The 11,138-nt window shown below is 65.9% G+C and carries 9 protein-coding genes; 2 read left to right on the top strand and 7 right to left on the bottom strand.

Annotation, left to right across the window (positions count from 1 at the left end; all coding sequences use genetic code 11):
* The first annotated feature begins 400 nt into the window (after positions 1 to 400).
* Positions 401 to 3,334, top strand: a complete 2,934-nt coding sequence (locus VGV37_RS19550) for a response regulator (protein ID WP_326881423.1) — start codon at positions 401 to 403, stop codon at positions 3,332 to 3,334.
* Positions 3,335 to 3,344: 10 nt separating this feature from the next.
* Here VGV37_RS19550 and VGV37_RS19555 read toward each other — a convergent pair whose 3' ends face one another.
* The 7 genes from VGV37_RS19555 to VGV37_RS19585 all read right to left on the bottom strand — a co-directional run bounded on the left by VGV37_RS19555 (position 3,345) and on the right by VGV37_RS19585 (position 9,679).
* Positions 3,345 to 3,800 (bottom strand): MaoC family dehydratase, encoded by a 456-nt coding sequence (locus VGV37_RS19555; RefSeq protein ID WP_326881424.1) that lies wholly within the window; start codon positions 3,798 to 3,800, stop codon positions 3,345 to 3,347.
* Positions 3,801 to 3,810: 10 nt separating this feature from the next.
* A complete protein-coding gene (locus VGV37_RS19560) occupies positions 3,811 to 4,980 on the bottom strand; it encodes an acyl-CoA dehydrogenase family protein (protein ID WP_326881425.1) in 1,170 nt (389 codons plus the stop codon).
* A gap of 9 nt (positions 4,981 to 4,989) precedes the next feature.
* Positions 4,990 to 5,856: a CoA ester lyase gene (locus VGV37_RS19565; RefSeq protein WP_326881426.1), complete on the bottom strand. Its 867-nt coding sequence runs from the start codon at positions 5,854 to 5,856 to the stop codon at positions 4,990 to 4,992.
* Positions 5,857 to 5,882: 26 nt separating this feature from the next.
* A complete protein-coding gene (locus tag VGV37_RS19570; protein WP_326881427.1) occupies positions 5,883 to 7,103 on the bottom strand; it encodes an ABC transporter substrate-binding protein in 1,221 nt (406 codons plus the stop codon).
* A gap of 56 nt (positions 7,104 to 7,159) precedes the next feature.
* Positions 7,160 to 8,107: a 3-keto-5-aminohexanoate cleavage protein gene (locus tag VGV37_RS19575; protein WP_326881428.1), complete on the bottom strand. Its 948-nt coding sequence runs from the start codon at positions 8,105 to 8,107 to the stop codon at positions 7,160 to 7,162.
* Between the two features lie 2 nt (positions 8,108 to 8,109).
* Positions 8,110 to 8,883 carry an enoyl-CoA hydratase/isomerase family protein gene (locus VGV37_RS19580; protein ID WP_326881429.1) on the bottom strand — a complete coding sequence of 258 codons (774 nt, stop codon included), beginning with the start codon at positions 8,881 to 8,883 and terminating at the stop codon, positions 8,110 to 8,112.
* Between the two features lie 61 nt (positions 8,884 to 8,944).
* Positions 8,945 to 9,679 carry a FadR/GntR family transcriptional regulator gene (locus tag VGV37_RS19585; protein ID WP_326881430.1) on the bottom strand — a complete coding sequence of 245 codons (735 nt, stop codon included), beginning with the start codon at positions 9,677 to 9,679 and terminating at the stop codon, positions 8,945 to 8,947.
* A 119-nt stretch (positions 9,680 to 9,798) separates the two neighbouring features.
* On the opposite strand from VGV37_RS19585, the gene VGV37_RS19590 reads away from it, so the two are divergent.
* Positions 9,799 to 10,989, top strand: coding sequence for a CoA transferase (locus VGV37_RS19590; RefSeq protein ID WP_326881431.1), 1,191 nt, complete (start codon positions 9,799 to 9,801; stop codon positions 10,987 to 10,989).
* Positions 10,990 to 11,138 lie beyond the last annotated feature (149 nt).

An 11,138-nucleotide genomic window follows, 5' to 3' on the forward strand; every position in this document is an offset into this window, starting at 1 on the left:
ACATGACGCTGGAATCCGTCGCCACCGTGAGCGACAATCCCATCGTCTTGCTGTCCGCAGTGCCAGCATGACCGATCCGGCCAGACCCGCCGAAGATCACGAGCGAGCCCGCGCTCCTACACCACGCCCTGGGACATGATCCCTATCATCGCCGGGTGCGGGGCGACGACGGCGCATTTCCCGCCGCAGACCGCGCATGTCGGGTATTTCTCGGACAGGGGAGACGGCGGCGGTCGAGGGTGGCTCCGATGTCGTGCGGATGCGCACCGGCCGGGGGTTCGAAATTCCCGAAGGCCGATCGGTCCCGCAGGGGGCTGCGCGACGCCGATCCGGCCCAAATGCAATCCCACGTTAATTTTCGCCGACTAGGGTAGCCGACGATAGAAGAGTGGTGTTGCAAATGTCTCTGCCGAAACAGACGGTGGTCGAAGCGGCGCCCTGGCCGCTGACCACGATCGTCGGCATCCTGGTGCTGTTCGTCTGTGGCGCGCTCGTGCTCGCGAACGTGTGGGAAATTCAACGGGATCGAACCGGGCAGATCGACGAGGCGATGAGTCAGGCGCGCAATCTGGCCCATTCCATCGAGCAGCACGCGAACGACACGATCCAGGCGACGACCAACATCCTGCTCGCGACCAGCGAAATGGTCGGGGCGGGCGGTGCCGAATCATCGCAGGTGGCCCGCATCCGCCGTTTTCTGGAAGAGCAGGTCGCCGAGACACCCGCGATCGAAGGGATCGCCATCTTCGACGAGACGGGGAACCGCATCGCCGATTCGCATGCGACACTCTCGCCGGAAGGCAAAGACCAGACGGTGTTGCGCGAATTCTTTCAGTTTCATCGCGACCACGCCGATCCAGGCATTCACATCGGAAGCCCGATCGTCGGCTGGCGCATCCAGTCCTGGATCATTCCCGTCACACGCCGCCTGGTGCATCCCGACGGCAGCTTCGCCGGGGTCGTGAGCGCCGGGCTGAACGTCCGGTATTTCAACGAATATTATAAGCGCCTGCATGTCGGGTCGGGCGGGGTGCTGTCGCTGCTGAGCCGGACCGGTATCCTTCTGGCGCGCGAGCCGTTCTCCGAAGCCGATCTCGGCAAGGACCTTTCGAAGGGGCCGCTGTTCGCGACCTATTCCTCCACCACGCCCGAGGGTGATTTTCGATATCGATCGCCCGTCGACGGCGTCGAACGCCTGGGCAGCTTCGACGCCTCGTCGGCCTTCCCGATCGTGGTAATCGCCGGTCAGGCCGAGCAGCAAGTGCTCAAGCCCTGGCACGATCATGCGGTCTGGCAGTCGGCAGGGGTCGGCGTCGTGGTCGTCATCATCGCCGCGATGGGCGGTATCGTTTCCATTCAGCTCACCAAGCTGCTCGACGTCGAGGAACGGATGCGGCACCGGAACGGGCAGCTCGAAGCGATCCTGACGCATATGCCGGACGGCGTCTGCCTGGTTGATCCCCACGATCGTCCCGCGATGTGGAACAGCCAGGCGCTGGGCATTCTCGAAGTCGACTCCGATAGGGTCCTGGAAGAGCCGGGTCGCCTTCTGGCCGCTATGGCAGATACCTCCGAACATCCGACCGCCGCCGACGGATCCATCGCGACGGAAGAGCGCCGGAAGCTGCCGTCGGGCCGCTGGACCGAACGGCGCAATCAGCGGACGGCCGACGGCGGCTATCTCTGCCTGCTTCGGGACATCACGCGAGAGGTGGAGCAGAAAGAAGTCTCCGAGGCGGCGCGACTGCAGCTGGAAAGACAGCATGCCGCCCTCGGCGTGCAGGCGGCCGAACTCGAACGCGCGCGGGCCGAAGCCGTGTCGGCCAGTGCGGCGAAGTCGGAATTCCTGGCGAACATGAGTCACGAAATCCGCACGCCGATGAACGGCATCCTGGGCATGAACGGGTTGTTGCAGCGCACCGGCCTCGACATGGTACAGACCCGCTACGCGGAGGCGGTGCAGAGTTCCGCCCAGGCGCTGCTCCAGATCATCAACGACATCCTCGACATCTCGAAGCTGGAGTCGGGCAAGATCGAACTCGAACGCATCGATTTCGAATTGCCGCGGCTGGTCGAGGAGGTCTCCGAACTGCTGGCGCAGCGGGCCCACGAGAAGGGGCTGGAGCTGGTCTGCTGGATCGATCCGACCGCCCGCCGATCGGTGACCGGCGATCCGACCCGACTGCGCCAGATCCTGCTCAACCTGCTGTCGAACGCCGTCAAGTTCACCGACCGGGGCTTCGTTTCGATCGCGGTGACGATCCCGGATGAGGAAGGTGACGGTCCGGTTTTCGAATTCATCGTCGAGGACACCGGGATCGGTCTCACCAATGCCGTTCTGGGCAAACTGTTCCGGAAATTCGAACAGGGCGACGGATCGATCACGCGCCGCTTCGGCGGGACCGGCCTCGGCCTGAGCATCGTGCGGCAATTGACCGAGCTGATGGGCGGTGGAGTGGCCGCTACCAACCGGGACGATGGCGGATCGCGTTTCGTCGCCAGGATTCCGCTGGCGACGAGCGCGCTCGCGCGCCGGTCGGATCCGGCCGTGACGTTCAACGGGCTTCGCGCGTTGGTCGCGGGCGATATCGTCGTGAGCCGGGCGATGGTTGCCCGGCAGCTGCGAGATTTCGGTATCCAGGTCGAAGAGGCCGATGGCGGGGGCTTGATGCTCGCGGCCATCCGTCATGCCGCCGCCGCGGGAACGCCGTTCGATCTCGTCCTGCTCGGCCATGGGGCAGTGGGCGTTCGGGGCCTGGAAGCGGTGGTGCCGAAGAACGGCCGGCCGAAGCTGGTCCAGCTATCGTCGATCGGTGCCCCGCCGGCGCCGGGTTTCGACCATGTGCTGACCAAGCCCGTCCGAAGCGAGGCGCTGGCCCAATATCTGACGGCGACGTTCGAGCGGGCATCGGCCCCGGTCATCGACCAGCCGGTGCCGGACGCGAACGTCATCCCGGCCGTGGCACTCCATGGTTCGATTCTGCTGGTCGAGGATAATGCGATCAATCAGATGGTCGCCCAGGAAATCCTGATCGCGACGGGGGTGACGGTCGATGTCGCCGGCGACGGGCTCCAGGCGATCGACATGGCGGCGGACAAGCAGTACGGGCTGATCTTGATGGATATCCAGATGCCGGTGCTGGACGGCTATGAGGCCGCTCGGCGCATCCGCCAGCAGGCGGGGCGGCCCGTTCCTCCCATCATCGCCATGACGGCGAATGCCATGGAGGGCGACCGGGAAAAATGCCTTGCCGCCGGCATGGTCGACTACGTGTCGAAGCCGATCGATCGCAATGTCCTGCTCGAGACGGTCGCCCGCTGGCTCGCCGCCTGAGCCCCCGCGTTCAGGACTTCTGTTTCAACATGAGCGCAGATCGTTTGCAGTGAGCGACCAGCGCCTGCTGCTGATTGAACGCTCGATGCAGGAAAACGACGATGCCCTGGCCTGGGCGCGACTTGCTTTCCCGCATCTCCAGGACCTCGGTCTCGACGCGGACGGTATCGCCATGGAACAGCGGGGCTGGAAACCGCACCTCGTCCCAGCCCAGGTTGGCGACCGTGGTGCCGAGCGTGGTGTCGCCGACCGTGATGCCGACCATCAGACCCAGCGTGAAGGCGCTGTTGACGATGCGCTGGCCGAACTCTGTATGCTCCCGGCAATATTCCTCGTCCAGATGCAGGGCCGCCGGATTGTGGGTGAGGGCGCTGAACCAGACATTGTCCGCCTCGGTCACGGTGCGCCGGATCGGATGCCTGAAGATCTGTCCGACTTCGAACTGGTCGTAGAAAAGGCCTGCCATCGTTGCGTCCTCAATAGGATTTCGGCTGGCCGAGCACGCGCTCGGCGATGTTGCACAGGATCAACTGCTCGCTGATCGGTGCCAGGCGCGCGATCATGGACTCTCGCAGCAGCCGCTCGACGTGGAACTCCTGGGCATAGCCCATGCCACCGTGGGTCATCACCGCGCGAACGCAGGACTCGTATCCGGCCCTCCCACCCAGCAGCTTCGCGGCATTGGCTTCCGGCCCGCATGGCTTACCGCCGTCATAGAGCCAGGCAGCGCGCATGCAGGCATAATAGGCGGCCTCGAGCTCGACCCAGCTTTCGGCCAACGGGTGCTGGATCGACTGGTTCTGGCCGATGGCGCGCCCGAAGACATGGCGCTCCCGGGCATAGCGCGCCGCCCGGTCGAGCGCGTGCTGGCCGATGCCGACCGCCTCGATCCCGACCAGCACCCGCTCTGGATTGAGCCCATCCAGCAGGTAGCGGAATCCCTTGCCCTCCTCGCCGATTCGGTGCTCGGCCGGAATGGGCAGCGCATCGATGAAGATCTGGTTCGAATCGACGGAATGCCGGCCCATCTTATGGATCAGGTGCACCTCGATATGGCGGCGATCCAGGTCGGTATAGAACAGGGTCAGCCCGTCCTGGGGTTTCTTGCACTGCTCAATTGGCGTGGTCCGGGTCAGCAGCATGATCTTGTCGGCACGCTGAGCGGTCGAGGTCCAGATCTTCTGGCCATGGACGACATAGCCGCCGCCGGCGACCCGCTCGGCCCGGGTCTTGATCCGGGTGGTGTCGAGGCCGGCGTCGGGTTCGGTGACGCCGAAGCAGGTGCGCTGCCGCCCCTCTATAAGCGCCGGTAGCCATTCCTGCTTCTGGGCGTCGGTGCCGTGCACCACGATCGGATGCGGCCCGAAGATGTTGATGTGGATCGCCGACGCGGCGCTCTGCGCGCCGGGCGAGCAGGCGACGCGATGCATCATGATCGCGGCTTCGGTCACGCCCAGCCCGGCGCCGCCATATTCGACCGGCATGGCGATGCCGAGCCAGCCGCCCTTGGCGATTTCGGCATGGAACGCGTCTGGGAAGGTCGAGGTCGTCTCGCGCTCCAGCCAATAGCGGTCGTCGAACCCGTCGATGATCCTGCCGATCGCCTCGCGGATCGCTTCCTGGTCTGCCCTCAGCCCGAAATCCATCGGTCGCTCCTAATGGCCGGCGCGGGCGAGCAGGTTCTGGGCCTGCTTCAGGTGCGGCATGTCCAGCATCTGGCCATCGAGGCCGACCGTGCCCGTGCCAGCGGTGGCGAAGGCGGCGACGATCCGGCGCGCCTGCGCCAGTTCCGCTTCCGTCGGGGTGAAGGCGCGGTTGATGATCTCGACCTGGTCGGGATGGATCGCGATCTTGCCGCGGAAACCCAGGCGGCGGCCGTCCTGGGTTTCGCGCTCGATCAGGTCCTTGTTCCGGAAATCGCCGGTGATCGTGTCGAACGCCGGGACCCCGGCCGCGACGGCGCCCAGCAGGCACAGCGAACGGGCCATCTCGTAGGTGTGGGAATAGGCCCCGTCCTCCCGCCGGTTGGTGCCGGCGCCGAGGGCGGCGGCCAGATCCTCCGCTCCCCAGGTCAGGCCGGCGAGGCGGGGGGTCAGGCCCCGATAGGCGCCCAGGTGGAACATGCCGAGCGCCGTCTCGGTCGCGACCGGCATGATCCGCGTCGTCCCGCGTTCGAGGCCCGACGCCGCCTCGAACGCGTCGAGGTAGTGGCCGAGGGTTGCTACCTCATCGGCGCTATCCGGCTTCGGCAGCAGGATGCCGTCCGGTCCGCCCGGCATGATTCCGGCCAGATCGGCCAGCGCCATTGGCGTCGCGAGCGGGTTGATGCGGACCCAAAGCTTCTGCGTCGTCCGGTCGGTCCGGGATTTCAGATATTCCCGCACCAGCCCACGCGCGGTCGCCGTGTTCTCGGCGGCGACCGAATCCTCCAGGTCGAGGATCAGTACGTCGGCGCCGCACGCTGCCGCTTTCACCATCTTGCGTTCCGAATCGCCCGGAACAAACAGCCAGGACCGTTCCATCAGTGATTTCCTCGGGCAGCGACAGATCAGGATTTGACGAAAGGGCAACCACCGGCGGCGAGCGGGCGGAACGCGTCTTCCGGCTTGATGGTGCTGATGATCTTGTAAAAGTCCCACGGGTACTTGGACTCCGCCGGGGTCTTGACCTGGGCCAGATAGACCGGGCGGATCAGGCGCCCGTCTTCGCGCAGTATGGCGCCCGGCGCATAGAAATCGTCGACCGCCGTCGATTTCATCCTGGCCATGACCTGGTCGGAATTCTTGCTGTGCTCGGCGATCGCGGCCTGCAGGTAATGGCGCACGGCGGAATAGGTCTCGGCATGTTCGCGCGTCGGCATGCTGCCGTTCATCTGCGCGCCATAGCGCTTGCTCCAGGCGCGGGTCTCGTCGGTCCGGTCCCAGTAGAATCCGGTGGTCAGGTACAGGCCCTGCGCCGCTTCGAGCCCGAGCGTATGGACGTCGGTGATGAACAGCCCCATGCCGACCAGCGCCTGGCCGCCCTGCATGATGCCGAAATCATGAGCTGCCTTGATGGCGTTGATCGTGTCGCCGCCGCCGTTGGCGAGTGCGATCACCTTGGCATGCGAGCCCTGAGCCTGCAGCAGGAAGGACGACATGTCGGCGACCGCGACCGGGTGGTTGACGGAGCCGACGATCTTGCCGCCATGGGCCAGGATGACTTTCGTCGCTTCGGTCTCCGCGCTATGGCCGAACGCATAGTCGGCGGTGACGAAGAACCAGGTGTCGAGCCCCTTGTTCAGCAAGGCGATGGGCGTCGAGGAGGCGAGGGTATAGGCATCGTCCGTCCAATGGGCGGAATAGGGCGAGCAGGCCTTGCCGGTCAGGTCGGCCGTTGCGGCGCCGGTGATCAGGAAGATCTTCTTGCGTTCGCGGGTCAGGTTCTGCACCGCCAGCGCCACGGCCGAGTTCGGCACGTTCACGATGACGTCGACGCCGTCATTGTCGAACCAGCCGCGCACGATGGAGGAGCCGACGTCGGCCTTGCCCAGATGGTCGGCGCTCAGCACCGAGACGTCGAACTTGGCGGCGGCCAATTCCGGCTTCAGGTCGTCGATCGCCATCTGGGTGGCGACGATGGCGCCCTTGCCGGACGAGTCCGAATAGGTGCTGCTGAGATCGGTGAGGACACCCAGCTTGATGGCTTCCGCACGGGCCGGTGCTCCGGCCAGCAGCGGCATCAAGGCGAGACAGGCGACGGCAGTGCTGCGGATGCTTTCGAACGGCATCGGTTCCTCCCCAATTCATTGTTTTTTGGCCGGCGTTCGGCGCCGGGTGACGTCGGCTAGAAACTGACCTGGTCGCCGCCCTTCAGGCCGAGCAGCGCCCGAGCCTCGGCCGGCGTCGCGATCTCGAGGCTGAGGTCTTCCAGGATGCGGCGGATCTTCGTGACCTGCTCGGCATTGGTCTTGGCCAGCACGCCCTTGCCCAGATAGATGCTGTCTTCCAGCCCGACCCGGACGTTGCCGCCGTAGATGCCGGCGAGCGTGGTGAAGCTCATCTGATGGCGGCCGGCGGCGAGCACCGACCATTGATAGTCGGTGCCGAACAGCTTGTCGGCGATGTGCCGCATATGGACCAGGTTGTCCGGATCGGCACCGATGCCGCCCAGGATGCCGAAGATGGTCTGGATGAAGAACGGCGGCTTGACCAGGCCGCGATCGACGAAATGGGCCAGGTTGTAGAGATGGCCGACATCGTAGCACTCGAACTCGAACTTCGTGCCGCAGCCTTCACCCAGTTCCTGCAGAACGAATTCTATATCCTTGAAAGTGTTCCGGAAGATGAAGTCGCGGGTCATCTCCAGATAGGCCGGCTCCCAGGCGTGCTGCCAGTCGCGCGGCTTGTCCAGGCCCTGGAACAGGCCGAAATTCATCGAACCCATATTGAGCGAGGCCATTTCCGGCCTGGTCTGGAGCGCTGCCGCCAGCCGCTCGGTAAGCGGCATGCCGTGGCCGCCGCCGGTCGAGATGTTGATGACCGCATCGGTCGATTGCTTGATGCGCGGCAGGAACTCCATGAACACGGCCGGATCGGGCGTCGGCTGGCCAGTGTCGGACTTGCGCGCGTGCATGTGCAGGATCGAGGCGCCGGCCTCCGCGGCGCCGATGGCACCCTCCGCGATCTCCGCCGGGGTGATCGGCAGATAGGGCGACATGGACGGCGTATGGATCGAGCCGGTGACGGCGCAGGTGATGACCACCTTGCGGACGGCGGGCTTGCTGGACGTCATGCTCATCTCCCTGTGAATGCCGGGGCACGCTTTTCGGCGAAGGCCTGCGTGCCTTCCTGAACGTCTTCGGATGTTTGGAGCAGGCGCAGCATCGCCTGCTCCATGCGCAGGCCGGTCGGCAGATCCATGTCGCGGCTGCGTACGGCCAGTTCCTTGGCGCTCTGCACCGCCAGCGGCGCGTTCGATGCGATGCGACGGGCGGCCGCCATCGCGGTGTCGAGCAACTCGCCCGCCGGTACGACCCGGTTGATCAGGCCCCAGCGGGCCGCCGTCTCTGCGTCCATCGGGTCGCCGGTCAGCAGCAGCTCCATGGCGACGGGATAGGGCAGCTGCTGCAGAATGCGCTGGGTACCGCCGTTGGCCGGGAACACGCCGCGCTTCACCTCGCTCAAGGCGAAGCTGGCATGGGGCGCCGCAAAGCGCAGGTCGGTCGCCAGCAGCAGGGTCATGCCGCCGCCCAGGCAATAGCCGTTGACCGCGGCCACGACCGGCTTCCAGACCTCCAGGCCGCGGTTCAGCAATTGGCCCTTCTGGCTCAGCATGAATTCGGCCAGATCAGGGGCTTGGCCGACGAAGCTCTTGAGGTCGGCACCGACGGTGAAGGATTTCTCGCCTGTGCCGGTGACGACGGCCACGCGGACGTCCCGGTCGTCGCGGACCCGGATCCAGGCGTCGGACAGCAGGCCATAGTGCTCCGCGTCCATGGCGTTCATCCGTTCGGAACGATTGATCGTCACCAGAGCGACGCCGTCCTGCAGATCGAAATCGATGCTCATGTGTGGCGTTCTCTCCCTCGAAGATGCCGCCGTCGTTCGACGTGGGGCGATGGTCCGGGCGTCAGGTGAAGACGACCGTCTCCGGTCCGACCGCTTCGACCTTGGTGCGATAAGCGCGCAGATGACGGGCCATGCGTCGCCGTGCCGCCTCGACGTCGCCGGCGATGATGGCGCGCTGGACGCGCGCATGGGCGCCGATCACGACTTCGCGCATTTCGGGTGAAATGAAATCCTCGACGTGCGGGTCGTGCAGCCGGGGGCCCAGCGCCTGCATCACCGCGATCAGCAATGCGTTGTGGCTGGCGCGCGCCACTGCCAGATGCCAGGTCGTGTTGAGCTCGAGATAGCGCGCCGTATCGATCGTCGGATCCGCCAGCTCCCGGCTGATCTCCTCCAGCGCCTCGATATCCTTCGGGCTGCGGTGTTCGGCAGCCAGTGCCGCCAGGGCAGGCTCCAGCGCCTCCATGGTTTCCAGGACGGCGGCGAATTCGACCTGCTGGCCGCGGATGAAGAAATCGAGCGAACGGCCGACCCCCTCCGCGCCGGGCAGTCGGGCGACGCGACCGCCGCTACGGCCGCCGCGCGTCGTGACCAGCCCCTCGGCTTCCAGGATCCGCAGCGCCTCGCGGACCGATCCGCGGCTGAGGCCGGTCTGTTCGCACAGATCGCGCTCGTTCGGCAGGGCGGCCCCCGGGGGGATCTCGCCCTGCAGGATCTGTTCGCGCAGGTGATTGGCCAGCGCCTCGTAGGTCCGCTCGACCCGTATCAGCCCCAGCTCGATCACTTCACCCGCCATTGCCGCCCCATCCGCTTGTTGACAGGTCGCGATGCTATGGCCCTATTATCAGTTTGTCAAATGGTCGGACCAAATCAATCGAAACAGGCTCGAGACGTCGTGAGGGAGGATCCCGTTCCATGTTCAAGCCGCTCGCCGGGCTGCGCGTGCTCGATTTCACCAAGGTCCTGGCCGGGCCGCTCTGCACGCAGTATCTGAGCGACATGGGCGCCGAGGTCATCAAGGTCGAGCCGGCCGAGGTCGGCGACGAGACCCGGCGCTGGCCGCCGTTCCGCGAGGGGCAGGGCGCGGTCTTCCTGAGCGTCAACCGCAACAAGCAGAGCCTGGCGGTCGACCTGAAGACGGCGGCGGGGCGCGAGATCGTCCATCGCCTGATGCCGACGATCGACATCGTGGTCGAAAGCTACGGGACCGGCGTCACCGAGCGCCTGGCCATCGACTATGCGACGCTGAAGGCGCTCAAGCCCGACCTGATCTATTGCAGCATCTCTGGCTTCGGCCGGACCGGGCCGCGCGCCGGCAGCCTCGGCTATGACGTGATCCTGCAGGCATTCAGCGGCGTCATGAGCCTGACCGGCGAGAAGGGCGGCGGACCGATCCGCAGCCCGATCTCCCCGATCGACCAGACGACGGGGCTTCATGCCTTCTCGGGCATCCTGGCGGCGCTGCTCCAGCGCGGCAGCACGGGCGAGGGGACGCAGCTTGAGGTCTCGCTATTCGAAACCGCGGTCGGCTTCCTCGGCTACAACCTGCAGAGCTTCTGGGAAAAGGGCGTACAGCCCGAGAAATGCGGCTCCGGACATGAATCGCTGTGCCCGTACCAGGCGTTCGAGGCGAGCGACGCGCCGCTGATGATCGGCATCGCCAACGACAATCTGTGGCAGCGCTTCTGCCGCGCCGTCGGGCGCGAGGATCTGATCGACGATCCCCGGTTCCGCACCAACCCCGACCGGGTCGCGCATTTCGCCGAGACGGTGGCGACGGTGCAGGCGATCGTGCAGACACGGCCGCGCGATGAATGGACGGCGCTGCTGACCGGCCTGGGCGTGCCCTGCGCGCCGATCAACAGCCTGCAGGAAATGCTCGACGATCCGCACACGGCGGCGCGCGGCATCGTGCTCGACTACGACCACCCGACGCTGGGGCCGATGAAGAGCATCGCCCATCCGATCGTGTTCAACGGCGCGGAGCGATCGGTCCGGACCGCGCCGCCGCTCCATGGCGAACATACGCGACGGATCCTGGCCGCGGCCGGCTACGATGCGGACAGGATCGAGGAATTGGTGGCGGGGGCGGTGATCGTCGGCTGACCGACGTCTTGCCGGATCGGGGCGCGGCAGGTCGCCAGCAGCGGACCGGGTTCGGCTATTGCCTCGTCTGCCCCAAGGAAAAGACCCGGCAGAAGCAGACCTGCCTGTTGCGGTCCTGGATCGCCGACGAGGCGCCGGCGCCGCACGGA

This window comes from Aliidongia sp., from assembly GCF_035943795.1.
Classification (GTDB): domain Bacteria; phylum Pseudomonadota; class Alphaproteobacteria; order ATCC43930; family CGMCC-115725; genus Aliidongia.

Coding starts and splice junctions, on each gene's coding strand:
- VGV37_RS19550 (WP_326881423.1), top strand. CDS start 401: ATGTCTCTGCCGAAACAGACGGTGGTCGAAGCGGCGCCCTGGCCGCTG.
- VGV37_RS19555 (WP_326881424.1), bottom strand. CDS start 3,800: ATGGCAGGCCTTTTCTACGACCAGTTCGAAGTCGGACAGATCTTCAGG.
- VGV37_RS19560 (WP_326881425.1), bottom strand. CDS start 4,980: ATGGATTTCGGGCTGAGGGCAGACCAGGAAGCGATCCGCGAGGCGATC.
- VGV37_RS19565 (WP_326881426.1), bottom strand. CDS start 5,856: ATGGAACGGTCCTGGCTGTTTGTTCCGGGCGATTCGGAACGCAAGATG.
- VGV37_RS19570 (WP_326881427.1), bottom strand. CDS start 7,103: ATGCCGTTCGAAAGCATCCGCAGCACTGCCGTCGCCTGTCTCGCCTTG.
- VGV37_RS19575 (WP_326881428.1), bottom strand. CDS start 8,107: ATGACGTCCAGCAAGCCCGCCGTCCGCAAGGTGGTCATCACCTGCGCC.
- VGV37_RS19580 (WP_326881429.1), bottom strand. CDS start 8,883: ATGAGCATCGATTTCGATCTGCAGGACGGCGTCGCTCTGGTGACGATC.
- VGV37_RS19585 (WP_326881430.1), bottom strand. CDS start 9,679: ATGGCGGGTGAAGTGATCGAGCTGGGGCTGATACGGGTCGAGCGGACC.
- VGV37_RS19590 (WP_326881431.1), top strand. CDS start 9,799: ATGTTCAAGCCGCTCGCCGGGCTGCGCGTGCTCGATTTCACCAAGGTC.